General features: G+C 66.9%; 19 protein-coding genes. 6 read left to right on the plus strand and 13 right to left on the minus strand.

Annotation, left to right across the window (positions count from 1 at the left end; translation table 11 throughout):
• Positions 1 to 16 precede the first annotated feature (16 nt).
• The 5 genes from TFU_RS04010 to TFU_RS04030 form a co-directional block, all read right to left on the minus strand.
• Positions 17 to 2,002, minus strand: coding sequence for a S9 family peptidase (locus tag TFU_RS04010; protein ID WP_011291253.1), 1,986 nt, complete (start codon positions 2,000 to 2,002; stop codon positions 17 to 19).
• Between the two features lie 133 nt (positions 2,003 to 2,135).
• Positions 2,136 to 3,119, minus strand: a complete 984-nt coding sequence (locus TFU_RS04015; protein ID WP_011291254.1) for an amino acid ABC transporter permease — start codon at positions 3,117 to 3,119, stop codon at positions 2,136 to 2,138.
• A complete protein-coding gene (locus TFU_RS04020; RefSeq protein WP_011291255.1) occupies positions 3,116 to 3,790 on the minus strand; it encodes an amino acid ABC transporter permease in 675 nt (224 codons plus the stop codon). Before TFU_RS04020 ends, TFU_RS04015 begins: the two co-directional genes overlap by 4 nt.
• Positions 3,791 to 3,856: 66 nt before the next feature.
• Positions 3,857 to 4,714, minus strand: a complete 858-nt coding sequence (locus tag TFU_RS04025) for a glutamate ABC transporter substrate-binding protein (RefSeq protein ID WP_011291256.1) — start codon at positions 4,712 to 4,714, stop codon at positions 3,857 to 3,859.
• Between the two features lie 50 nt (positions 4,715 to 4,764).
• On the minus strand, positions 4,765 to 5,508 hold the full coding sequence (locus TFU_RS04030) for an amino acid ABC transporter ATP-binding protein (RefSeq protein WP_011291257.1): 744 nt from the start codon (positions 5,506 to 5,508) through the stop codon (positions 4,765 to 4,767).
• Between the two features lie 255 nt (positions 5,509 to 5,763).
• Between TFU_RS04030 and miaB the strand changes: the two genes are divergently transcribed.
• Positions 5,764 to 7,224: a tRNA (N6-isopentenyl adenosine(37)-C2)-methylthiotransferase MiaB gene (miaB, locus tag TFU_RS04035; RefSeq protein ID WP_016188355.1), complete on the plus strand. Its 1,461-nt coding sequence runs from the start codon at positions 5,764 to 5,766 to the stop codon at positions 7,222 to 7,224.
• Positions 7,225 to 7,286: 62 nt separating this feature from the next.
• On the opposite strand, the gene TFU_RS04040 is transcribed toward miaB, so the two are convergent.
• The 4 genes from TFU_RS04040 to miaA form a co-directional block, all read right to left on the minus strand.
• Positions 7,287 to 7,916: an ATP-binding cassette domain-containing protein gene (locus TFU_RS04040; RefSeq protein WP_011291259.1), complete on the minus strand. Its 630-nt coding sequence runs from the start codon at positions 7,914 to 7,916 to the stop codon at positions 7,287 to 7,289.
• A 15-nt stretch (positions 7,917 to 7,931) separates the two neighbouring features.
• The gene (locus tag TFU_RS04045) at positions 7,932 to 10,022 is read right to left on the minus strand and encodes a bacteriocin-associated integral membrane family protein (RefSeq protein WP_011291260.1); all 2,091 of its coding nucleotides are present in this window, start codon (positions 10,020 to 10,022) and stop codon (positions 7,932 to 7,934) included.
• A gap of 83 nt (positions 10,023 to 10,105) precedes the next feature.
• Positions 10,106 to 10,396, minus strand: coding sequence for a lactococcin 972 family bacteriocin (locus tag TFU_RS04050; protein ID WP_011291261.1), 291 nt, complete (start codon positions 10,394 to 10,396; stop codon positions 10,106 to 10,108).
• 950 nt (positions 10,397 to 11,346) lie between these two features.
• Positions 11,347 to 12,306, minus strand: coding sequence for a tRNA (adenosine(37)-N6)-dimethylallyltransferase MiaA (miaA, locus tag TFU_RS04055; protein WP_011291262.1), 960 nt, complete (start codon positions 12,304 to 12,306; stop codon positions 11,347 to 11,349).
• Between the two features lie 90 nt (positions 12,307 to 12,396).
• On the opposite strand from miaA, the gene dapF reads away from it, so the two are divergent.
• The 3 genes from dapF to TFU_RS04070 all read left to right on the plus strand — a co-directional run bounded on the left by dapF (position 12,397) and on the right by TFU_RS04070 (position 16,098).
• A complete protein-coding gene (gene dapF / locus TFU_RS04060) occupies positions 12,397 to 13,221 on the plus strand; it encodes a diaminopimelate epimerase (protein WP_011291263.1) in 825 nt (274 codons plus the stop codon).
• Positions 13,218 to 14,228, plus strand: coding sequence for an ABC transporter permease (locus TFU_RS04065; protein ID WP_011291264.1), 1,011 nt, complete (start codon positions 13,218 to 13,220; stop codon positions 14,226 to 14,228). Before dapF ends, TFU_RS04065 begins: the two co-directional genes overlap by 4 nt.
• A gap of 205 nt (positions 14,229 to 14,433) precedes the next feature.
• Positions 14,434 to 16,098 (plus strand): ABC transporter family substrate-binding protein, encoded by a 1,665-nt coding sequence (locus TFU_RS04070; protein ID WP_255266134.1) that lies wholly within the window; start codon positions 14,434 to 14,436, stop codon positions 16,096 to 16,098.
• Positions 16,099 to 16,158: 60 nt separating this feature from the next.
• Here the strand turns inward: TFU_RS04070 and aceB are convergent, their stop codons facing one another.
• The gene (gene aceB, locus TFU_RS04075; protein WP_011291266.1) at positions 16,159 to 17,757 is read right to left on the minus strand and encodes a malate synthase A; all 1,599 of its coding nucleotides are present in this window, start codon (positions 17,755 to 17,757) and stop codon (positions 16,159 to 16,161) included.
• Between the two features lie 303 nt (positions 17,758 to 18,060).
• Here aceB and hflX point away from each other — a divergent pair, with 303 nt between their 5' ends.
• Together hflX and TFU_RS04085 are read left to right on the plus strand one after the other, a co-directional pair.
• Entirely contained in the window at positions 18,061 to 19,536 is a 1,476-nt protein-coding gene (hflX, locus tag TFU_RS04080; protein ID WP_016188359.1) for a GTPase HflX, read from the plus strand.
• Between the two features lie 273 nt (positions 19,537 to 19,809).
• Positions 19,810 to 21,015, plus strand: a complete 1,206-nt coding sequence (locus TFU_RS04085) for an imidazolonepropionase (RefSeq protein WP_011291268.1) — start codon at positions 19,810 to 19,812, stop codon at positions 21,013 to 21,015.
• A gap of 45 nt (positions 21,016 to 21,060) precedes the next feature.
• Here TFU_RS04085 and TFU_RS04090 read toward each other — a convergent pair whose 3' ends face one another.
• From TFU_RS04090 to TFU_RS04100, 3 genes are all read right to left on the minus strand, one after another.
• Complete coding sequence (locus tag TFU_RS04090; protein ID WP_199850770.1) at positions 21,061 to 21,606, minus strand: phosphotransferase; 546 nt, start codon at positions 21,604 to 21,606, stop codon at positions 21,061 to 21,063.
• A gap of 272 nt (positions 21,607 to 21,878) precedes the next feature.
• Positions 21,879 to 22,847 carry a DNA polymerase III subunit delta gene (gene holA / locus TFU_RS04095; RefSeq protein WP_038043404.1) on the minus strand — a complete coding sequence of 323 codons (969 nt, stop codon included), beginning with the start codon at positions 22,845 to 22,847 and terminating at the stop codon, positions 21,879 to 21,881.
• 68 nt (positions 22,848 to 22,915) lie between these two features.
• Positions 22,916 to 23,761 (minus strand): oxygenase MpaB family protein, encoded by an 846-nt coding sequence (locus TFU_RS04100; protein WP_011291271.1) that lies wholly within the window; start codon positions 23,759 to 23,761, stop codon positions 22,916 to 22,918.
• Positions 23,762 to 23,784 lie beyond the last annotated feature (23 nt).

Raw genomic sequence — 23,784 nt, forward strand, 5'->3', positions numbered from 1 at the left:
GCCGGGGCCCGAGAGGCTATTCGGTGGGGGCGGACAGGTCGAGGTCGATCGGGGGCACCCCCGGCGGTGTGAACCCGAAGAACACTTTGCAGTAGAAGGCAAGCTCCTTCTCCAACGCGGTGGCGACAGTGTCGGGCTTGCGGAAACCGTGGCTTTCGTTCTCGAACTCCACGAGGACGTGGGGGACACCGCGTTCCTTGAGGACAGCGGCGAATTCCCGGGCCTGCTCCGGTGGGACGACAGGGTCGTCCGCGCCTTGCAGGAGCAGCACGGGAACGTTGATCTCCGCGACCCGGTTGATCGGGGAGCGCTCCTGGTAGGTGGCGCTGTAACCGGAGAGGACACCGATGAGGGTGTCGAGGTAGCGGGATTCGAAGTCGTGGGTTTCCTGCACGAGCCGAAGCAGGTCGGTGACGCCGTAGTAGGAGACGCCGCAGGCGAACACGTCTTGGGTGAGTGCGAGCAGAGTGGTGAACCCTCCTGCGCTTCCCCCGCGGATCGCCAGCCGGTCGGGGTCGGCGAGGCCCTGGTCGACGAGGCTCTGGGCTGCGGCGACCACGTCTTCCACGTCGACGACCCCCCACTGGCCGTCGAGGCGTTCCCGGTAGGCGCGGCCGTACCCGGTGGATCCGCCGTAGTTGACGTCGATGATGCCGATCCCGCGGCTGGTGAAGTAGGCCTTGTGCAGGTCGAGCCCGGTGGTGGCAGCTCCGGTGGGGCCGCCGTGCACCCAGACGACGTAGGGGGCGGGCCCTTCCCCTTCCATTTCGGGGTTGGTGGGCGGGTAGACGTTGGCGTGCACGGTGGTGCCGTAGCGGCCGGACAGGGACGTGGTACGGGGTTTGGGCAGGTACCCGATGGTGGGGGTTTCGGTGAGCGAGCGGCGGAGCACGGTCGTCGCCCCGTTCTCCGGGTTGAGCCGCACGAGACTGGTCGGCTCGGTGGGGGAGGCGGCGATACCGACCACGGTTTTCCCGTCACTGGCCAGGGTGTGCCAGCTTGTGAACGACGAAGCGAGCGGGGTGAGGTCGGCGGTGTGGGGATCGTAGCGGCCGACCCCCAGGTCCGCGTGGCCGTAGAGCGTGATGAGCTGCCCGTCGTCGAGCACGCAGTAGGGGGTGATCCCCAACTGCCATGGCGGCGGCGTGAACTCGGCTTCGTCCGGGAAGAGCGCCATCGCCTGCCCGTAGAGCCGCGTCTCGTACAGGTTCCACCAGCCGGACCAGTCGGACACGAAGCAGAGGGTCTCGTTGTCCCGCCACTGCGGGTGCAGCACGGACTCTTTCAACCCGCCGCGCAGCGGATGCGAAGTAGTGATCGGCCCGGTCTCCGGAATGTCGGCGACCCGCAACTGGGTGCCCTGCCACGGCATGCGTGGGTGGCTCCAGGAGATCCAGGCGAGTTTGGTCCCGTCCGGTGACGGCACCGGGGAGGCGAAGAAGTCGGCCCCGGTCACCAGGACGCGGACCGCCGACGGGTTGGTGGCGGCCCGCCCCGACAGGGGCACGGAGACGATGGCGCGGGTGACGGTGGTGCCGTCGTGGCTTTCCCGCACACAGATGAGGTGCTTGCGGTCGGGGGAGAGCACGAAGTCGGCGTAGCGGAGCGCACCCGGGCTCTCCGGTTCCGGGGTGAGCGGGCGGGGCTCGCGGGAGCCTTTCTCCAACAGGTAGAGGCGCTGGTCGGAGAAGTTGGCGAAGACGATGCCCCAGCGGGTGATCGCCTTGTCGTCGCGGCGGGGCACAGGCAGGTAGGAGCGGCCTCCATACTCGTGGACCCGGGTCCGCGCATTCCACGGGGCGGGCAGGAGTTCGGTAACGGTGCCGTCAGCAGCGCGGTGCATGACGGTGGTGCGGCCGCCTTCCTCGGGTCGGGATTCCTCCCACCACATCTCATCGGCGACGACAGAGGGGAAACCGAGACGGAGAGCACCTTTGGCGATGTCGGCCGCGGTGATGGGTGAGGACCAGCTCCCGTAGGGCAGGATCACGCGTTCGTTCATAATGCGCTTTCCCTGGCATTGAGTGGGGTGGTGAGGATCAAGAGAGACATTAGCCGCTGGTGAGACGGAATGGGGGAGCCTCACCGCCTGTGCCGGAAGGTGAGGCTCCCCCAGGGGAGTCATGCCAGGTGGGTTACGTGGTTGATCCGGGTGCCCCGAACGTGCCGGAGGCGGCCGTGGTGGGAAGGGCCGTGCCTTTGGTGCCGCCCTTGCTGCTGCGGGCGTTGCGCTTCTCCAGCCAGATCGCCAGACGGCTCAGGGAGATGTTGATGGCGATGTAGATGACCGCGCAGATGAGGGCCGCGGGAATGACGTTGCCGTAGCGGGTGCCGATCAGGGAGAAGCTGCGGAGCAGCTCGGGGAAGGCGATGATGTAGCCGAGCGCGGTGTCCTTGAGCAGGATCACGAGCTGGGCGACGATCGCGGGCATCATGGACCGGACCGCCTGGGGGATGAGGATCCACCACATGACCTGGACCTTGTTCATACCCAGCGAGTAGGCGGCTTCGGACTGGCCTTTGGGCACGGCGTTGATCCCGGCACGGAACACTTCAGCCAGCACCGAGCCGTTGTAGAGGGTGAGCCCGATGACAACGGCGGCGAGCGCGGAGACTTGGAAAGTGCCGGGCTGCAGCGGGGGCAGGCCGAGGAGCGGGCGCACCTGGTTGACGGCCAGCGGCAGCGCCATCGCGAAGAAGATCAGCATGAGCAGCGGGATGCCGCGGAAGAACTCGACGACTGCTCCCGCCGGGATGCGGATCCACGCGTGGTCGGAGAGCCGGGCGATCCCGAACACCAGGCCGAACACGAGGGCGAGCACGGCAGCCCACAGCGCTGCGGTCAGCGTGTTGAGCAGACCCGGGATGACGTAGTCGGTCCACGTGGCCGGGTCGATGAACGGCTGCCAGCGGACTGCCGCCCACTGGCCGTTGGGGTTGACCGCCCACGCCTCAGCGCTGAACAGGGGCGGCGCGCCCTCGCCGAGCGACCGGTTGAACCCCAGGTAGATGATGGCCAGGACGACGAAGAAGCCCACGAGGGTGAGCACAGTGTAGACGGCGTGGCGGATCCGGGCTTTGGGCCCGGGAATGTCGAAGAGAACCTGCTGTGCGCTCACCGGACCACCGCCATTCGCTTGCTCAGCCAGCTAAAGAAGTACCCCACCGGCAGGGTCAGGACGAGGAAACCGATCGCGAAGCCGACGAAGGTCGGCAGGACGGGAGCGATCCCCTGGTCGAACATGAGCTTCATCTGCCGGGATGCTTCTTGGACGCCGAGCCCGGCGACCGACGCGACCGTGGTGTTCTTGATCAGGGCGATGAGGACGCTGCCGAGCGGGCCGATGACGGTGCGCAGTGCCTGCGGGATGATGATGAGGCGCAGGATCTGGGTGAAGGTGAGTCCTAGGGAGCGGGCCGCTTCGGCCTGGCCGACGGGGATGGTGTTGATCCCGGAGCGCAGGGTTTCGGAGACGAAGCACGCCGTGTAGGCGGACAGGCCGATCACCGCCCACCAGAACACGTCCCAGGCCACGCTGTCCGCAAGGCTCAACCCGAGGGCGCTGTTGAGGCCCAGGCCGCAGAAGAGCAGTACCAGGGTGAGGGGGGAGTTGCGGACCGTCTCCACGTAGACGGTGGACACGCCGCGTAGCAGGCCGATGGGGGAGACCCGCATCGCGGTGAGGATGACGCCCAGGATGAAGGAGAACAGGGCGCTGAACAAGGCGAGCCGGACGGTCCAGGAGAAACCGTCGATGACCTTGTCGATGTTGGTGAAGAAGGCTTCCATCAGTCCCAGTCGATAGGAGTGGCCGACGGGGCGGGGCGCCCCGCCGGCCTTGGACGGGTAGCGGGGCTACGCGCAGCCTTCGAGCGGCGGCTGCTCCGTGGCGTACTCAAATCCGGTCTCACCGAAGGCCGCTTCGAGGAATTCGAGGGCCTTGCCCTCCTCCCACATCTTGGTGATGGCCTCGTTGACCTTCTCGCACATCTCCGTGGAGCCCTTCGGCAGGCCGACGCCGTACTTCTCTTCCCCGAAGGGGTTGTTCACCATCCGGTAGGCGTCGGGGTTCTGTGCGGCGAACCCGGCGAGGATGGTGTTGTCGGTGGTGACAGCGTCCACCGTGCCGTTGGCGAGCAGCTCCATGCATTCGGAGTAGTTGCCGGCTTCCCGGAGCTCCGCGCCGATGCCCAGGCCGCCGTTTTCTTCGCTGTCGACGATGTTGTTGGCGGAACGCGACCCGGAAGCAGAGCAGAGCACCTTGCCTTCGAGGTCTTCCGGACCTTGGATGTCCGTGTTGTCGGCGGAGACGATGATGTCCTGCTGGGCGATGTAGTAGGGGCCGGCGAAGTCGACGACGTTCTTGCGTTCGTCGGTGATGGAGTAGGTGGCGACGATCATGTCGACGGTGCCCTGCTGGAGGAACGTCTCCCGGTTGGCGGAGGCGGCTTCCGTCCACTCGATCTGGTCAGGCGAGTAGCCGAGTTCGCCGGCGATGTAGGTGGCGACGTCCACGTCGAAGCCGACCGGCTTGTTGCCTTCGAGGAGGCCGAGGCCGGGCTGGTCGTATTTGACCCCGATGGTGATGGTGTCACCGTTGCCGCTGTCCCCTCCGTTGCCTCCGCCGCCGACTTCGGCGGTACCGCAGGAGGCGAGAGTCAGGGCGAGTGCGGACGCCCCGGCCAGGGCGGCGCTGGTACGGCGGATGCGCATAGTAGTCAACCTTGTCCTCTCTCGTGGTGCGGAGAATCTGGGATGGTGGGTTAGTGGGTGAGGATCTTGGAGAGGAAGTCGCGGGCGCGGTCGGTGCGGGGGTTGGTGAAGAACTCGTTCGGGGTGTTCTCCTCGACGATCTGGCCGTCAGCCATGAACACGACCCTGTCGGCGGCGCGCCGCGCGAAGCCCATCTCGTGGGTGACCACGATCATGGTCATTCCCTCGCGCGCCAGGTCGGTCATGACGTCGAGGACTTCCTGCACCATCTCGGGGTCGAGGGCAGAGGTGGGCTCGTCGAAGAGGAGGACTTTGGGGTTCATCGCCAGGGCACGGGCGATGGCAACCCGCTGCTGCTGACCGCCGGAAAGCTGGGCCGGGTACTTGTGGGCCTGGTCGGCGATGCGGACGCGTTCCAGGAGTTCCAGGCCGCGCAGGGTGGCTTGGGCCCGCGGGATTTTGAGGACTTTGGTGGGCCCGAGCGTGATGTTCTCCAGCACGGTCATGTGGGAGAACAGGTTGAACGACTGGAACACCATGCCGACGTCGCTCCGCAGCCGGGCCAGGGCACGCCCTTCCGCGGGCAAGGGCTGGCCGTTGACCAGGATGCGGCCGCTGTCGATGGTCTCCAGCCGGTTGATCGTGCGGCACAGGGTGGATTTTCCCGATCCCGAGGGGCCGATGATGACGACCACCTCGCCGGCGTTGACGGAGAGGTTGATGTCGCGGAGGACGTGAAGCTCCCCGAAGTGCTTGTTGACGTTCTCCAGGACGACGAGTGGAGTGGCGGTCATGGGATCGGAAACTAGCTTGTGCCGGGGCGTTTGTCACCAGGGGTAGTGCCGTGAATCAGGCAAAGTGGCAGACTTGTTATTCCTAGATTTGTAGAATTGTTAAGTTTGAACCGGAAAAACTAGTCGCTCTGTCTCGTTGAGCGGGGGGTCGACCACCGAAGATGGCCGATTCTGGCCGTTGAGGGGAGAACCGCGGTTCAGAAGGGTAAGAGAAACGTTTAGCCTGGATGGGTGAGCCAGAGTCGTACCTACCAAGTGCGGACCTACGGCTGCCAGATGAACGTCCACGACTCCGAACGGCTCTCCGGACTGCTGGAGGCCGCGGGGTACCAGCGGGCAGCCGAAGGCACCACGCCGGATGTCGTTGTTTTCAACACCTGTGCGGTGCGTGAGAACGCGGATAACCGCCTCTACGGCAACCTAGGCCAGTTGCGGCCGGTCAAGGATGCCAACCCGGACATGCAGATCGCGGTGGGCGGGTGCCTGGCGCAGAAGGACCGCGGGGAGATCATTCGCCGCGCCCCCTGGGTCGACGTGGTCTTCGGGACGCACAACATCGGCTCGCTGCCCGCATTGCTGGAACGCGCCCGCGTGCAGCGGGAAGCCCAAGTGGAGATCGTCGAGTCGTTGGAGCGGTTCCCCTCCACGCTGCCCACCCGGCGCGAGTCGGTGTACGCGGCGTGGGTGGCGATCTCGGTGGGCTGCAACAACACGTGCACGTTCTGTATCGTTCCGGCGCTGCGCGGCAAGGAGAAGGACCGCCGCCCCGGCGACATTTTGGCGGAGATCCGCGCGGTCGTGGCCGAAGGGGCGATCGAGGTCACCCTGCTGGGGCAGAACGTCAACGCCTACGGTTCGGAGTTCGGCGACCGGCAGGCGTTCTCCAAACTGCTGCGGGCCTGCGGTGAGATCGAAGGATTGGAGCGGGTGCGGTTCACCTCCCCCCACCCGCGTGATTTCACCGACGACGTGATTGCAGCGATGGCGGAGACCCCCAATGTGATGCCGCAGTTGCACATGCCGCTGCAGTCGGGTTCTGACCGGATTCTGCGGGCGATGCGCCGCTCCTACCGGGCCGAGCGGTTCCTGCGGATCGTGGAGAAGGTGCGGGAAGCGATCCCGGACGCGGCGATCACCACCGACGTGATCGTCGGGTTCCCCGGGGAGACCGAGGAGGACTTCGCCGAGACCTTGCGGGTGATGGAGGAGGTGCGGTTCGCGCACGCCTTCACCTTCCAGTACTCCAAGCGCCCGGGCACTCCGGCGGCGTCGATGGACAACCAGGTGCCCCGAGAAGTGGTGAAAGAGCGCTACCAGCGGCTCTTGGAGCTGCAGGAGCGTATCTCCGAGGAGGAGAACGCCAAGTTCGTGGGCCGCGAAGTGGAGGTTCTGGTCGCCGAGGGCGAGGGCCGCAAGGACGATGTGCACCGTCGCATGTCGGGCCGGGCCCGTGACAACCGCCTCGTGCATTTCGCGGTGGACGAGGGTGTGACGGTACGCCCCGGCGACATGGTCACGGTGGAGGTGACGTACGCGGCGCCCCACCACCTGGTGGCGGATTCGGGGATTCGGAACCTGCGGCGCACCCGCGCCGGCGACGCGTGGGAGGCGCGCAACGCCCCAGAGCGGCGGCCTACCGGGGTGCTGCTGGGCATGCCGAAGGTGGGGGCGCCGGAGCCGCAGCCGAGCGTGGTGGGCGGCTGCTGCGATTCTTGACGCGGATTCGTTGTGTTGCGGGGACGGGCCCGGTGACGCCGGACCGTCCCCGTCTGCTTCGGTCACAGTTCCCGCTGTTCGTGGACGTCGAAGACGAGGTCGCAGGCGTCGCGCACACCGTCGTTGTGGGTGGCGATGACGACCGCGCAGCCTTGTTCGCTCATCTCACGGAGCACGTTCACCACCATTGCGCTGTTGGCGCTGTCTAGGGCCCCGGTGGGTTCGTCGGCTAGCACCAGGGTGGGCTGTTTGACCATGAGTCGGGCGAGAGCGACGCGCTGCTGTTCTCCACCGGATAGGTAGTGCACTTTCTCGTTTTCGCGTCCTGCGAGGCCGACGCGTTCGAGGATGCGCGCGTAGTCGGGGCGGGTGCCGCGTCTGCGAGCAACATCAAGGTTGGCTTTGACGGTGGCGTTGTCGATGAGCGCGTAGTCCTGGAAGAGGTAGCCGAGTTTGTCGCGGCGGAATCGGCGTCGTCCGCCGGGGCCGAGCCGGGTCAGGTCGGTGTTGTCGAACAGGATGTGGCCGCTGCTCGGCCGTTCGAGGAGGCCGATGCAGTTGAGCAGCGTGGTTTTTCCTGACCCGCTGGCGCCGACGAGGGCGAGCATCCGTCCTGCGGGGACGGTGAGGTTGAGGTTGCGCCAGAGGGTGCGTGTGCCGAAGGACTTGGTGAGGTTTTTGACGGTGATCATGGGCTTTCTGGGTGGTTAGGCCTGTGAGGCGCCTTCGCGGACGATTCGGCGGTGGAAAAGGGCCAGCGCTGCGACGGTGATGGCCAGGGAGGCGGCGGCGATCCCGAGAGCGTAGAACGGTTCGATGCCGCTGACCTCTGTTCTTCCCAGGGTTCCGAGAAGAGGATCGTTTTGGGCAGCCAATTGCATCTGCAAGGTGTCAAGGGTGTCCCAGGTGATCCAGCCGACGAACCCTGCGGCGATGGCGAGTTCGGCGGCGAGGAGGCGCCGGTGGGTGGCGAGGAAGGTCCAGCCGCTGATGTGGCGGGCGAAGATGGTTTGGGCCCGGGCTCGCGCATAGACCACGCAGGCGGCCACCGCGGTCAGTAGGAGCACAGCGCTCACACCGGCAAGGTTGAAGAGCTGACTGCGGAGAGCGATCAAGGTAGTTGCGTGGTCCTGTGCGGCATTCGCGGTAAGGGTTTCGACCATGGAGATATACCGCGCAGCTTCTGGATTGGTCTCGCGGAACGCGGTGACGACGTCCGGGTCAGGGAAGATCGTCGACCCTCTGGTCATGTAGGTGACATAGGCCCTTTCCGACAGGACTTTCCCGTTGGGGAGCACAACGACGATCGGCTCATACACCAAGGGGAGGTAGGAGGGGGCCGCAGAGTTCTGGACGCCGTAGGTGAACAGGGTCTGGCCATTGGCAGCAGGAAGCACTTCGACCGTCCCCTCCGCCTCGGGCGTCTGATGGGGTGCGAGCCACCGCTCCAATCCCGCGACGAGCCGGTCGGTGGAGATGCCGGAGGATTCCGGAACGATCACGCGAATGGTTTCATTCGGACCGTAGCGTTCCCCGCTGGGGGAGAGGAGTTCCTGCTCAGCGAGATAGGTGTCGTTGACGAGCAGGACGGAAGCGTCCTCAGCGGGCTGATCAGTGCCGGTGGACGGGTCGAAGAGGAGTTGGGAGAGAGGGATGTGGATTGTCAGCACCATGGAGCCTTCGGCATCCATCTGCTGCAGCCATGGACCGAGGAGGCTGTCGACGGCCTGTTCGTCTTCCTCTGTTGCCCAGCCGTAGTCGGAGCTCAACGAGATCAGTGAGGTATCGCCCTGCTGTTCGTACAACTGCAGGCCTACCTGCTGGTCCCGGGCCTCCTGGGCGTGGAGCACCACCGCGCTAAGGATCACGAAGGCCATCGCTAGGACGGGGATACGCACCAGGTAGATAGCGACAGTGGTGCTGCGCACCGGCAGCCGGCCTTTGAGTGCGGGCAGGATCTCGGTGGTGTGGACGAGGCCGAGGACCGCGGCGTGGGCGATGAGGCAGGAAAGCGCGAGGACCGCCAGGAATGTCAGTGCGAAGAGCGTGTAGTGGCCGAGCTGGTTCCACCCGTTGTAGAAGCCGAGGAACGCCAGGGTGACGCCAGCCACCGAGGGGAGGGCAATAGCCCAAAGCCGGACGACTTTGCCGAGGTCGCTGAGGAGGATGCGGGTATAGGAGTGCCCTTGCAGGCGCATGACGGCGTAGTCACGCGCGGACAGCAGGACCCCGGCACCGACCGCGGTGACGGTGGCGAGCAGGGAAACAGCGAGGAGATTGAAGAGGTGGCCCCCCAGGAAGTAGTGCCAGATCTGAGAAACCTGCATCCCGGAGGATTCGTGCAGGCCGTGGTCGGCGAGCGCCTCGAGGAGAGCAGGACGGGCTTCCGGGGCGCCGAAGATGTGGTAAGAGCCGTTGGGGCCGACATCCCGGAATTCGGTGATGGGATGGGTTTCCAGGGTGTAATTGCGGCTGAAGGCAGGGTACCCGTCGGCTAACCAGCGGGCGTAGCGGGAATCTGGGTCAGAGACCGCCAGGTACATGTGGGCCCGTGTCCCGGGCTCGTGCACGTCGGGGACGGTGTAGCCGATCGCGGCATCGTAGTCGTCGGCAACCTGCTGCACCGTACGCGCGACTTCGTCAATGTCATGGATCCCCTCATTCTCGGTGATCCATACCAGTTCGAAGCTTTCGAGGGTGATAAAAGTCCGTTCGGCTGTGACCGCGAGGAGAAAAGCGATGAGCGCGGCAAGAGCAGCGCACGCGGTGTAGGCGAAGGAGAGTGTTCGGTTCGGCACCTGGTGGTCCTGTCAACAATGGCTGCGGCGGGCCCGCCGATGCAGGGTGTTCCGGCGGGCCCGCACGATGAAGAGAAGAGAGGTCAGCAGGTGGTCCGCCAGTACGCCTGGTTGTTGGCGATGGCGCGCGGAGCGTCCGCCAGAGACCAGTAGCCGGCAGGGGCGGAAGCGCGGACCGTCTTCGTGCCGACGGCGGTGGAGCCGTGGCAGACGGAGCCGTGGTAGTAGTCCGAGTAGACGATGCTGCTGGTGAGACCGTGGTCCCAGATGCCGCCCCCGACGTACTCCACTGCCGCCGCAGCGACGCCGACGGCTCCTGCGGTGAGACCAGCGGAGATGAGGAGGGTGGCGCAGGTGCGCTTGAGTGCGTTCATGGAAACTCCTCGTGACCGGAAATTGCGCGGTAGTGAATGGAAAGTCCATGGACCATGAGGTCCGTTCGGCGGCTATTTCCCTGATGCTCTGTACTAGGGATGCGGCATTTCGGGGAGATGCCGATGGTGCACGTGTCCCCAGGGGTGAAACCGTGGTGGAGGTTGTGCGGCTGCCGTCCGAGTGGCCGCGGACACTCGGAATCCCTCGATTCCGCCGGCCGCCGATCGTTCGATCACAACGGAAACGGTTTCTGCGGTCCGAATGTGAAACCAGAGGTGATCATTGAGGGAGTTTTAGTGTGGTTTCCCTATCCGATAATCCGTCCTCCTTGAAGGGGTTTTGGAAAGATTTCTTTGGATTGTGCGGCCACACAGTAGGCGAGACTAACAGCCCAGGTTTGGGGATTTCAATGGTTTTCTCTTGGTGATTTTTCGAATCTCATCCCCCTTGTGGATGGTTCCTGAGCTGGGGTTTCCCTGTGTGTGTCCGCGGTGTCGGTAAAAGTGTGCAGCTCAGAGCCGTGGATGCGCAATAAAGAAGGAATAGAGTGTGATGGATGACACATTTCGTGTGATGGGATAGTTCCTGTAGGGGAGAGTGTGAAGACTGAAACTGTGCTCATATTTTTAATTGACTGAAAGGTTGGCAATGTGTGGATTTGTCCCTAAAGTGGCAAATGGATGAAAGTTGAATTTTGTCGAAATAATGTGAAGGATAATTCTCTGTATTTCAGAAAAGAAGGCGTCCTGCTGTAGCGTCCGGGGCAGCGGTTCTCCGCCGATGCGGGAAGCAGGCGCCGCAGCTCAAGTCGCGGAGTGCAAGCGGCGGGTCGCGGGAATCCACGCCAGGCGTGCCCCGCGGGCCTGGTACGGGATCGCCTAGCCGCCGCCCGCCGAGGCCCGGCCACACTTGCGAGCGTGGAGAAAACGCGGGTGCCGGGAAGCTCGTCTCAGGACTGCTCGTCGCGCGTGGCTGACCGGAAGCAGAGGTCAGAGTGCTCGCAGACCAGCGCGAACGCCCGATCCACCAGGTCGGGGGCGTCGTAGGGCAGCCAGTGCACCCGCGGATCACGGCGGAACCACGATTCCTGGCGGCGGGCGAACCGCCGGGTAGCCCGTACGGTCTCCTCCTTGGCCTCCTCTTCCGTGCACTCCCCGGCCAGGAAGCGGAGAATCTGGGCGTAGCCCAGGGCCCGGGAGGCGGTGAACCCGTCGCGCAGCCCCGCCTTCTCCAGGGCACGCACCTCGTCCACCAGGCCCGCCTCCCACATGCGGTCCACGCGGAGTGCGATCCGCTCGTCCAGTTCCGGGCGGGGCGCAGTCAACCCGATCTGCACGCACGGGTAGCGGGAGACGTGGTCGGGCAAGGTCGCGGTGAACGGTCCCCCGGTGATCTCGATGACTTCCAGGGCGCGCACGATACGCCGTCCGTTGGTGGGCAGGATCGCCCGGGCCGCCTCAGGGTCGAGGCGCGCCAGCCGGGCATGCAGGGCGAGCGGCCCCTGTTCGGCGAGTTCAGCCTCCAAACGGGCCCGGACCTTCGGGTCGGTGCCGGGGAAGTCGAGTTCGTCCAAGGCGGCCCGCACGTACAGTCCAGAGCCGCCCACGAGGACGGGCACCCGGCCTGCGGCGTGGAGGTCGTCGATGACCGCGCGGGCCATGCGCTGGTAGTCGGCCACGTTCGCGGTCTGGGTCACCTCCCAGACGTCGAGCAAGTGGTGGGGGACGCCGCGCCGTTCCTCCGGGGTGAGCTTGGCCGTGCCGATGTCCATGCCCTGGTAGAGCTGCATGGAGTCGGCGTTGATGATTTCGGCGGGGAGGCCGTGCTCGGTCAGGCGCAGCGCCAGGGCGACGCTGAGGTCAGACTTGCCCACTGCGGTCGGTCCGACGACCGCGATCACTGTGCTCATGCCTTAAGTGTGGCAGTGGACGGCGTGTGGCGGGCGGGTTCGCAGCGGGAAACGCGGACGCGGCGTGAGCCAGGAATCTAGGATGAACCCATGCGTTTCGCCAAGGGCCACGGCACAGAGAACGATTTCGTCATTCTTCCCGACCCGGACGGGGAGCTCGACCTCGATGCAGCGACGGTTGCCGCACTGTGCGACCGGCGCGCCGGTCTGGGAGCGGACGGGGTGCTGCGAGTGGTCCGGACCAAAGCATTGGACGAGCCGTTGACGGGGGAGGCGGCGACCGCGCAGCGCTGCGAGTGGTTCATGGACTACCGCAACGCTGACGGCAGTGTGGCGGAGATGTGCGGCAACGGGGTGCGGGTGTTCGCCCGCTATCTTCAGGAGGCCGGCCTGGTCGGCGCCGCAGCCTTCGAAGTGGGCACGCGGGCCGGGGCACGCCACGTGGTGCTGGAGCCCGACGGGAACATCACCGTCGACATGGGGCCGGTGCGGATCCTGGGGCCGGGGAGTGCCCGGTTGGCCGACGGCCCGGTGCACGGGACGCGGATCTCGGTGGGGAACCCGCATTTGGCGTGCCGGGTGGCGCGGCCTGTCGCCGAAGTCGACTTGAGCGCTCCTCCGCTGCTGCGGGCTGAGGAGTTCCCGCAGGGCGCCAACGTGGAAGTGTTCCGCGAAGTCGCCTCGGGCGTATTGGAGATGCGCGTCTACGAGCGCGGGGCCGCTGAGACCCGGTCCTGCGGTACGGGGATTGTGGCTGCCGCGGCCGCCGCGACTCCCCCGGGCGAGGATGCCCGGTGGACGGTGCGGGTGCCGGGCGGGGAGTGCACGGTGGTGCTCGAGTCTGGAGCAGCTCGGCTGAGCGGCCCCGCGGTGATCGTCGCCGAGGGGGACGTCCGGCTGTCTGCGCTCCGGTGAGCGGTAGCGCGGTGGGCCGCCGGGTCGTGGTCCCGCTGCTGCGGCGGGTGGTGCGGCGGGCGGTGCTGCTGTTCACCGCGGTGAGCTGTGTCTACCTTCTGGCGGCCGCCACGCTGCATCCCCGGGAGAACTTCGAGGCGCAGCGGCCGCCCCCGCCTCCTGCCGCGGTGGATGCCGCTTTGGACGCCGCTAATCTCAACGACCGCACGCCCCTGTTCCAGCGGTATGCGGTGTGGATTTCGGGGATAGCGGTCGGCGACTTCGGACGCACGTGGGACGGGGCTTCGGTCAACGAGGAGCTGTCCCGGCGGATCGGGGTGAGTGTGCGGCTGCTGGCGGCCGGGGCCGTGCTCGGCTGTATCGGCGGGGTGGCGCTGGGCACGTGGACGGGCAGCCGGGTGCGGGGGAGCGCAGACCGGGCCGTGACTGCGCTGTCGCTGCTGGTGATCTCCGTGCCGGTAGTGGTGCTCGCCGTGGCGCTCCAGCACGTGGGGGTGTGGGCCAACCAGGTGGCGGGGATGGATCTGGTGCGGGTCACCGGGGAGGCTACGCCCGGGTTCTCCGGCGGGGTGGGGGAGCAGGCGCTCGACCGGCTGCGCCACCTGGTACTGCCGACACTGGCGGTGGCGCTCCCGCAGATCGCCTTGTACAGCCGGTACCAGCGTTCGCTGATCGCCGATCAGGTGGGCGCCGAGTATCTGCGCACGGCGCGGGCTAAGGGGATGACCCGGTCGCAGGCGGTGGTGCGGCACGCGCTGCGGGTCACGCTGATTCCGGCGGCCGCGTATTTCAGCTATTCCCTGGCTGTGCTACTGACCAGTACGGTTTTCACCGAGCAAGTGTTCGGATGGCACGGGGTCGGCGAGTACCTGTTCGAAGCGGTAGGGCAGGGGGATGTGAACGCGGTTGCGGCGGTCTGCTGTTTCGGGGCGGTGTGCGTGACCGCGGCAGGAGTGGTCTCTGATCTGGTGCGTGCGGTGGTGGATCCGCGGAGCCAGGCGGGATAACGCCTGGGAAATACCGGGTTCCCCGTTCCCAAGCGGAGTACTATTTTCCCCAATTGTTCCATTGGTGCCTTTTGTCAAGGCGATCATGGCGCGTCGGCCCGGCGGAGCACCGGAGTCTGCCCCGGACTCCGCAGCGGAACGGCCCAGGGCATTTGGGGGACAAGTGCGAACAGGGAAACGGCGTGCGATTTCGGTGGGAGCATTCGTGCTCACCCTGACCGCCGCGCTGGCAGGCTGCCAGGCGGAAGTGGACCACAGGCAGGCAGCCCCGGAACCCGCAACAGCCGCAATCAACGCCGTAGACCGCGCGCTCGTAGCCGACGGCGGCACCTTGACCTGGGGGATCAACGAGTTCCCCACCCAGTGGAACCCCCACCATCAGGCCGGAAACCTCGCCGCCGTGCACACGGTCCTCGAAGCGCTGCTGCCCATCCCGTTCCGGGTCGATGAACGGGGTGAAGCCCACCCCAACCCCGACTATGTGATCGACGTGTCGGTCACCACCGAACCCGAACAGGTCGTCACCCTCACCCTCAACCCGGAGGCTGCCTGGTCCACCGGGGACCCCATCACCTGGCGCGACTACGCGGCCATGGCCGAAGCCTTGTCGGGAAGCAACCCGGAGTATCAGGCGCTCGGCACTGTCGGCTACGACCGGATCGCTGAAGTACGCAAGGGGAAGAACAAGTACCAGGTCGTCATCGTCTTCGAACAGCCGTTCTCCGAGTATCCGGCGCTGTTCTCGCCCCTGCTCCCCGAGGAGTACACCGCGGACCCGGAATCCTTCAACACCGGATACCTCGAGCAGATCCCGGTCACCGCGGGACCGTTCGACGTGGCGGAGCTCGACCTCGTCGCCCAGACCATCACCCTGGAGCGCAACGCGGACTGGTGGGGTGACCCGGCCCGGCTCGAGGCGATCATCTTCCGCACGCTGGCCCCCGACGCGCTGGACGCGGCCTTCCTCGACGGCAGCATCGACCTGTACGCGCTCTCCCTCGACTCCGGGTCCTATGAGCGGATCCGCTCCGCACCGGGCACGGAGATCCGGGCTGCACTGGGCGCCGACTACCGGCACATCACCCTCAACGGGCAGACCCCGATCCTCAAGGACGTGGACGTCCGCCACGCGATCTTCCTGGGGATCAACCGCGAAGTGCTCGCCACAGCGGCGCTGGGCACCCTGGGATGGGAGCCGCGGGTGCTCAACAACCGGTTCCTCATGCCCGAACAGCCCGGCTATGCCGACAACAGCGGCGAGTGGGGGAAGTACGACCCCGACCGGGCCGCGCAACTGCTGGAGGAAGCAGGCTGGACCGCGGCCCAGCCCGGCGAGGTGCGCACTCGTGACGGCAAGCCGCTGACGCTGCGGTTCATCGTCCCGCAGGGGTATGCGCCGGCGTGGGAGGAAGCCGAACTGGTGCAGTCGATGCTCGCCGAGATCGGGGTGGACATCAAGATCACGAGTGTGCCGGGCAACCAGTTGTTCAGCAAATACGTCCAGCCCGGCAACTACGACCTGGTCGCTTTCGTCAACAGCGGCAGGGGGTTCCCGGTCTTCGACTCGCTGCACCAGTGGCTCGACGCGGTCGACGACGCCGACGGGAAGCCGCAGTGGCGGACCAATGTCGGCCGGATCGGCTCCCCCGAGGTGGACCAGGCCCTGTACGGCGCGCTCGAGGCCCTCGACCGCGGCACCGCAATCGAACAGCTCAACAAAGCCGACCGGCTGCTGTGGGAGCTCGGCCACACCCTGCCCCTCTACCAGCGGCCGCAGATCTACGCGGTCCGCGACACCCTGGCCAATGTGGGGGCTCCCGGGCTGGGCACGCTGGACTACGCCGACATCGGCTACGTGGTGCAGGAATGAGCAGGCGCCCCTGCACCGCGGCCGAGCCGGGTGGGGGCGCCGAGGCGATGCGGCCGAGTGTTACGGCATCCGCTCGTAGGCCGGAAGCGTGAGGAACTCCGCGTAGTCCTCGGCCAGGGCGACCTCCTTGAACAGCGCAGTGGCGCGGTCCAGCAGGTCGGCGTCGAGGGACGTGGTCTCGCGGATCGTCGCCAGCTCCTCGGAGATGAGGCGCTCCACGAGCTCGGTGGTGACCTTGGCGCCGTCGTCCAAGGTGACGTCGTTGTGGAGCCACTGCCAGATCTGGGAGCGGGAGATCTCCGCGGTCGCGGCGTCCTCCATCAGGTTGTGGATGGCCACCGCGCCGCTGCCGCCCAGCCACGCGGCCAGGTACTGGATGGCGACGTTGATGTTGTTGCGCAGGCCCGCCTCGGTGATGCCGCCTTCGGCGCTGGAGATGTCCAGCAGGTCAGCGGCGGTCACCGACACGTCGTCGCGCTGCCGGTCGATCTGGTTGGGGCGGTCGCCCAGCACACCGTCGAAGACCTCCATAGCGACGGGGACCAGGTCGGGGTGGGCCACCCACGAGCCGTCGAAGCCGTCGTTGGCTTCGCGGGTCTTGTCGTCACGGACCTTGGCCAACGCCACCTTGTTGATCTCGGGGTCGCGCCGGTTGGGGATGAACGCGGACATGCCGCCGATAGCATGCGCGCCGCGCTTGTGGCAGGTCTTGACCAGCAGCTCGGTGTAGGCGCGCATGAACGGCGCGGTCATGGTCACCGCGTTGCGCTCAGGCATGAGGAACTGGCGGCCGCGCGTGCGGTGCGTCTTGATGATGCTGAACAGGTAGTCCCACCGGCCGGCATTGAGCCCTGCGGAGTGCTCCCGCAGCTCGTAGAGGATCTCCTCCATTTCGAAGGCGGCGGGGATGGTCTCGATGAGCACGGTGGCGCGGATGGTGCCCCGTTCGATGCCCAGCGCCTCCTGGGCCCGGATGAAGATGTCGTTCCACAGCCGGGCTTCCAGGTGGCTCTGCATCTTCGGCAGGTAGAAGTAGGGGCCTTTGCCCTTGGCGATCTGGCGGCGGGCGCAGTGGAAGAAGTACAGCGCGAAGTCGACGATGCCGCCGGAGGTGCGCTGTCCGTCGACGAGGATGTGCTTCTCGTCCAGGTGCCAGCCGCGCGGGCGGACCACGATGGTGGCCAGCTCGGAGTCGTCCTTGAGCGCGTAGCGCTTGCCTTCCGGGCTGGTGAAGTCGATGGTGCGGTCGAGGGCGTCCCGCAGGTTGAGCTGGCCTTCGATCATGTTCTCCCATAGGGGGGTGTTGGCGTCTTCAAAGTCGGCCAGCCACACTTTCGCACCCGAGTTGAGCGCGTTGATGGTCATCTTGCGGTCGGTGGGGCCAGTGATCTCGACACGGCGGTCGACCAGCCCCGGGGCAGGCGGGGCGACGCGCCAGTCCGGATCTTCGCGGATGGCCTTGGTCTCCGGCAGGAAGTCCAGGTTGGCGCCCGCGGAGATCTCTTCCTGACGGCGCTTGCGTGCGGCAAGGAGCTCCTGACGGCGCGGCTCGAACCGGCGGTGCAGGTCAGCGAGGAATTCGAGCGCTTCCGTGGTCAGGATCTCGTCGTACCTGTCCTTCATCGGACCGGTGATCTCGACTCCGTGGGGAGTACCCATGGCACCAAACCTTCCGCATGGCGAAACTTGCTTTTGTTATGTGGAATTGACGCTACTCTGCCCGTCCTGGCAGGTCAACGCAGTCTCCGTGCTACGAGGCGCAAATTTTTCGCTCATGCGGAAATATTGAAGTTTTTTCTGGGTTAAACATGGGTAAAGAACACCTGTTCTTTGCTTAAGGGGGATGTTCTGGGGCTGCTGGGACGGCGGAGCGCCTCAAAAACCACCTGACTTCTGGCGGTACCCGTGGGACGATCGGGGAAGGAACCACGGTGACGCCGTGTTAGCACTCACCAGATGGATATGACGCGTACTTCTCTCAACCTCAACGACCACACACTCCGCACCGGATCAAGCGTCGACACGGAAGACTCTGTGCCAGCCCATTTCGACGGAATCGACACGACCACCCCGGGAGAGGCCGAGCTGCAGGACCGCCTCGCGCTGCGCCGGGTCAACGGACTGTCCACCGAACTCCACGACATCACCGAAGTCGAGTACCGGTCGCTGCGGTTGGAGCGCGTGGTACTCATCGGCGTGTGGACCAGCGGCACTCAGGAGGATGCCGACAACTCCCTGTTCGAACTCAAACAGCTTGCGGAAACCGCGGGCGCCGTGGTTCTCGCCGGACTCACCCAGCGCCGGTCCAAACCGGACCCGGCTACCTACATCGGCAGCGGCAAGGCCGCTGAACTCCGCGACATCGTGGAGGCCACCGGAGCTGACACCGTCATCTGCGACGGGGAGCTCACCCCCGGCCAGCTGCGCCAACTGGAAGAAGCGGTCAAGGTCAAGGTGATCGACCGGACCGCGCTCATCCTCGACATCTTCGCCCAGCACGCCCGCAGCCGCGAAGGTAAAGCCCAAGTGGAACTGGCGCAGCTCACCTACCTGCTGCCGCGGCTCCGCGGATGGGGTGAGGCCCTGTCCCGCCAGACGGGCACGTCCGGCGGCGGCAACGGCGGAGTGGGGCTGCGCGGTCCCGGTGAGACCAAGCTGGAAACCGACCGGCGCCGCATCCACCGGCGGATGGCCAAGCTCCGTCGCGAACTGGCGCACATGGCGGTGGCCCGCGAAGTGAAACGCGACCGGCGCCGCAGCCGCAAAGTGCCTGCCGTCGCCATCGCCGGGTACACCAACGCGGGCAAGTCCAGCCTGCTCAACCGGATCACCGGTGCCGGGGTCCTCGTGGAGGACGCGCTGTTCGCCACCCTGGACCCGACCGTGCGCCGGGCACGCACCCCGGACGGTCGCCTCTTCACCCTGAGCGACACCGTCGGATTCGTGCGGCACCTGCCGCACCAGCTCGTGGAAGCGTTCCGCTCCACCTTGGAGGAGGTCACCGAAGCCGACCTCATCCTCCACGTCGTGGACGGCTCCCACCCTGACCCCGAGCAGCAGATCGCCTCGGTACGGCAGGTTTTCGCGGAGATCGACGCCACGGACATCCCCGAGCTGATCGTCATCAACAAGATCGACGCCGCCGACGAGACACAGCTCAGGCAGTTGCGCACCAAGTACCCCGGCATGGTCGAAGTCTCCGCACGCACCGGGGAAGGCATCGGCGAGCTGCTCCAAGCGATCGCCGAAGCCCTGCCCGAATCGGAGCACGAGGTCACCGTGCTGCTGCCCTACGAGCGGGGCGACCTGGTCTCCCGCATCCACCAGGAAGGCCGGATCCTTAGCGAGGAGCACACCGCCTCCGGCACGGTCCTCCACGCCTGGGTGTCCCCGGAACTCGCCGGTCAACTGGACCGATACGCCACCGTGGCCTCATAGCTAGAGCCTAACCGAACAAAAACGGCGGAACCTCTTGTGAGGTTCCGCCGTTTACTGTTCAGCCGCAAAGGTGTACATCTCAGCGCTCTATGAACTACGGTTGCCTTCACCCGAAGTTGACGGATGCTGCTGCCCGGCCTCGTTCCGGCCGCGTTGACCCCCAGCTACGGCAAGGCATCGATATGAAGTCGTGTGAAGACTGTTCGTGTGACGTGGTCGTCTTCCGGGTCCGGGGGACGGCCGTGGCAGCGCGGACGGGCGAGCGGTGAAACAATGACGGTACGGCTGTTGACGAACATCGGACGACTATGGACCGGCGTCGAACTGATCAGCAACGCCGCCATCGTCATGCGCGATGGGATCATTGCCTGGGTTGGCCCAGCCGCCAGCCTGCCCCAGAGCATTCCCGGAGTGATTGACCACATCGCCGACGCCCAGATCGACAACGCGGGCGGCGCGCTCGTCACCCCCGGGCTCATCGACGCCCACGCCCACCCCGTCTACGCGGGGAACCGGTACGCCGAAATCTCCGCGCGCAGCGAGGGAGCCTCCCAGAGCGACATCGTCGCCGCGGGCGGCGGTGTCTCCTCCACCGTCACCGTGACCCGGGGCACCGACCCGTGGACCCTCTGCAACGACGTGCGAGACCGGCTCCGCCACTGGCTGCTGTGGGGCACCACCACCGTAGAAGCGAAAACCGGCTACCACCTGACCCGCGACGGGGAGCTCGCCGATGTGCGCCTGCTGCGCTCCCTCGAAGAAGAACCCGGAATGCCGCGGCTGCACGTCACCTTCTTCGCTGCGCACGCGATACCGCCCGAATACTTCGGCCGCCACCGCGACTACGTGCAGGCGGTCGGCTCCTGGCTGGGGGACGCCGCCCAGGCCGGGGCGGACGGGGTCGACGTCTACTGCGACAACCGCCAGTTCACCACAGAAGACGCGCGCTGGATCCTCACCCTAGGGCGCGCTGCCGGCCTCAAAACACGGATCCACGCCTGCTCCAAACCCCGGCACGGCGCGGTGCGCATGGCCGCGGAAATGCAGTGCAACTCGGTGGACCTGCTCCACGAGACCGACGAGGAAGACCTGGTGGCGCTCGCCCGGACGAAGACACCGGTCGTGGTCTGCCCCACCGCGTCCCTCAACGAGTGCCGCACCCCGCCGGTCCGCGCCCTCCTCGACCACGGAGTCCCTGTAGCACTGGGCACCGACCACAACCCGGCGCACTGCGGTACCACCATGATGTCGCTGGTCGTGTGCATGGCGATCGGGCTGTACGGGCTCAGCGTGCAAGAAGCCCTGCGCGCCGCCACCGTCGGCGGGGCCCAGGCACTGGGCACGCTGGACCGCGGCGTGATCGCCGTGGGGAAGGTCGCGGACGTCGTCCAGTGGGACGCCGAGCACGAAGGCGCTTTCGCCTGGTCCTACGGGCTCAAAGCGATGCGGGTGTGGCGCGGCGGAGAGCCCCTCCGCTGACCCTGCGGCACACGCCACGGTGCGGGCCGGAGCCGATGCCCACGATCAGCCCCGAAGCGCCGCGGCATGGGCGCGCAGGTAGGCGAGGTCCGTGCGGTAGATGGCGTCGTGCCCCTCGGCACAATGCCGGGCGAACGCTGCATCCCCTGCCGCTGCCCGCTCCCTCATGAACTCCACCAAGGCCACCAAGCGTTCCTGAGCGACTGCGAGGAGCATCGCACGGTCCGCCGCGCTCGTGAGCCCGTAGGCGGCCGTGAACAGTTCCAACCGCCGTGCCTGCTCCGCCACAGGCACGTCCTCACCGATCGTGCCGGGCGCGCTCAACGGCACGAACCGGTAGGCGGCCAACGCGAGATCCCAGAGACGCGGCCCCGGATGCGCCGCGTCGAAGTCGATGAACGCCACCGGCAGCCCGGTGCGGAACACGGTGTTGTAGGGCGCCACGTCACCGTGGCAGATCACCTCGCGGGGAGCGCGTTCCGGCAACTGCCACACCGCGTCGCGCGGCGGAACGAACCCCACGGTCGCGTCGTGGTAGCGTCGCAGCAGCCAGCCGCCCCGCAGCGGCCAGGGCCGCATCCCGGCGCGCATACGCGGGCACCGGATCGGTGGCCACTGCCCCCGCCACAAAGTCGAGAATCTCCCGCCCCTGATCGTCGACACCGTGCACGCGGGGCGCCCCGGAAAACCCTGCCGCCGCCACATGCCGCAGCAGTGCGTGCACCGCAGGAGTCCACGGGCCGGTAGGGCGGAGTACGACGGCCCCGACCCGGACCACCTGGTTGACCCCGCCGCGGAATACCTCGCTGTCCACAGGACGACGACCCTAAGCCACCCGCGGCACGGCCGCCGCTCCGGACCGTCTACCGCCGGCCACGGGCCGCCACGATTTCGATCACCGCCCGCTCCAGGGCATAGGCCGGGTCCCGGCCCGCGCCTTTCACGAGGGCGTCGGTTTCCGCCACCACCCGCATCGCCTGCGCCACCCCCCGCGGAGTCCAGCCGCGCGCCTGCTGGCGAAGCGTACGCAGCTTCCACGGCGGCACCTTGGCCTGTTTCGCGAGTTCCGACTCGGACAGGCCGCGCGAGGACTGCACCACCACCGCGAGACCGCGCACCGCGCTCGCCAACGCGCTGGTGATCAGCACCGGTGCCATGCCCACCGCCAACGACCAGCGCAACTGCTCCAACGCTTCAGCGAGCCGCCCCTCCACGGCACGGTCCGCCACGGTGAACCCGGACGCTTCCGCCTTCCCCCGGTGGTAGCGGGCCACCGCCTCGGCGTCGACCCGACCCTCGGTGTCGGCGATGAGCTGGGTGCAGGCCGCCGCGATCTCCCGCAGGTCCGTGCCGACCGCGTCCAAGAGCGCCTGCGCGGCGTCCGCGGTGATCTTCCGTCCCGCGCGGTCGAACTCGCCTTTGATGAACGCGATCCGCTCCGACGCCTTCGTTGGCTTGGCGCAGTCGATCCGGTGGGCTCCGGCCTGCAGCGCAGCCTGCAGCAGCGCCTTGCCTTTCGCGCCGCCCGCATGGACGAGCACCAGCACCACGTCGTCGACGGGATCTTTCACGTAGTCGGTGATCACCCCGGCGGGCTCCTTGGTGAGGTCCTGCGCTGAGCGCAACACCACCACCCGGCGGTCCCCGAACAGCGACGGCGAGGTGACTTCGACCAATTTCCCGGCGCTCACCTGGGACGGCATCAGGTCGTGCACGTCGACTTCCGGATCGGTGGCGCGCACCGCGGCCACCACTTCAGCGACGGCGCGGTCGACGAGCAGCTCCTCGTCGCCGACGATGACGGTCAGCGGCGGAACGGAGGTGGAGTCCATGGACGTCAGCATGCCATGCTGCGGTGACCTCCGGGCCTCCCCTGCGGGTGGGCCCGGAGGGGAGGCCGTCAAGAACGCTGCCGGGCCCGCGCCGCGGCGGCAGGCCGCCGCCCGCGGGGACGGTGGTACAACCGGTTCTGCGCCGCCCGGCGGCGGATATCCCACAGGAAACCGTCCCGCACCGCGGTGCGGAGCCGGAGCGGAAGCCGCGGATACACCGCCCGCACCACCGTGCACAACCGGTGGAAGCGGCGGTGGCGGCGCGCATCCCAGGCCAGGCCGAACTCGTCGCGCAGTCGGGACGGCAGCAGCCCGGCAGCCACAAACCCTTGGAAGCGGGCCGCGGGACGCAGCAGACGAGCAGAAGGGTGCAGCAGGTCGCGGGCCACGGCCCGGGCTGCTGGGGTGACCCGCAGCGTAGCGAGCGTCTCCTCCCAGTAGCGGGCGAACTCGGCGCGGGAGGCCGGCCAGTACTCCTCCGGACATCCCAAGGCCGTGGCGAACACTGCCGAACGCGCATACACCTCGTCTTTCTCCGCGTCCGTGAGGTTCCCCACGAACCGCTCGTAGGCGGTCTCCGCGGACTGGTACAAGGTGGCGGCCACCCAGCGGAGCAGTTCCGGGTCGAGCGCCCGGTATCCGGGACCGGTGACCTTGGTGTGCATTGCGCGCACGATCGCGCTGATCCGCTCCGCTTCGTCCGGGGAGCCGAACATGACCCCGTAGACGAAGGTGAGAGTGCCGTGGAGCCGACTGAGCGGCCGGTGCGCGAAATCGCTGTAGTCGTGCACGCCCTGCCCCACCGCGGGGTGGGCGATCTGCAGCAGGATCGCGTACCCGGCCCCGGCCAGCAGGGCAGCCTCGCGGAAGACACGGTCGAGGACAGGAGCATCAGAGGGGGAGGAGGGGACCATAACTTTCAGCTTACGTTCCGGCT

Origin of the sequence: Thermobifida fusca YX (genome assembly GCF_000012405.1) — a bacterium.
GTDB classification, from domain to species: domain Bacteria; phylum Actinomycetota; class Actinomycetes; order Streptosporangiales; family Streptosporangiaceae; genus Thermobifida; species Thermobifida fusca.

Bases quoted from the DNA above. Each gene is read 5' to 3' on its own strand.
- TFU_RS04020 (WP_011291255.1), bottom strand. From the start codon at position 3,790: ATGGAAGCCTTCTTCACCAACATCGACAAGGTCATCGACGGTTTCTCC.
- aceB (WP_011291266.1), bottom strand. From the start codon at position 17,757: ATGGGTACTCCCCACGGAGTCGAGATCACCGGTCCGATGAAGGACAGG.
- TFU_RS04050 (WP_011291261.1), bottom strand. From the start codon at position 10,396: ATGAACGCACTCAAGCGCACCTGCGCCACCCTCCTCATCTCCGCTGGT.
- TFU_RS04025 (WP_011291256.1), bottom strand. From the start codon at position 4,714: ATGCGCATCCGCCGTACCAGCGCCGCCCTGGCCGGGGCGTCCGCACTC.
- TFU_RS04040 (WP_011291259.1), bottom strand. From the start codon at position 7,916: ATGATCACCGTCAAAAACCTCACCAAGTCCTTCGGCACACGCACCCTC.
- dapF (WP_011291263.1), top strand. From the start codon at position 12,397: ATGCGTTTCGCCAAGGGCCACGGCACAGAGAACGATTTCGTCATTCTT.
- miaA (WP_011291262.1), bottom strand. From the start codon at position 12,306: ATGAGCACAGTGATCGCGGTCGTCGGACCGACCGCAGTGGGCAAGTCT.
- TFU_RS04010 (WP_011291253.1), bottom strand. From the start codon at position 2,002: ATGAACGAACGCGTGATCCTGCCCTACGGGAGCTGGTCCTCACCCATC.
- holA (WP_038043404.1), bottom strand. From the start codon at position 22,847: ATGGACTCCACCTCCGTTCCGCCGCTGACCGTCATCGTCGGCGACGAG.
- TFU_RS04100 (WP_011291271.1), bottom strand. From the start codon at position 23,761: ATGGTCCCCTCCTCCCCCTCTGATGCTCCTGTCCTCGACCGTGTCTTC.
- TFU_RS04090 (WP_199850770.1), bottom strand. From the start codon at position 21,606: ATGCGCGCCGGGATGCGGCCCTGGCCGCTGCGGGGCGGCTGGCTGCTG.
- hflX (WP_016188359.1), top strand. From the start codon at position 18,061: ATGACGCGTACTTCTCTCAACCTCAACGACCACACACTCCGCACCGGA.
- TFU_RS04085 (WP_011291268.1), top strand. From the start codon at position 19,810: ATGACGGTACGGCTGTTGACGAACATCGGACGACTATGGACCGGCGTC.
- TFU_RS04030 (WP_011291257.1), bottom strand. From the start codon at position 5,508: ATGACCGCCACTCCACTCGTCGTCCTGGAGAACGTCAACAAGCACTTC.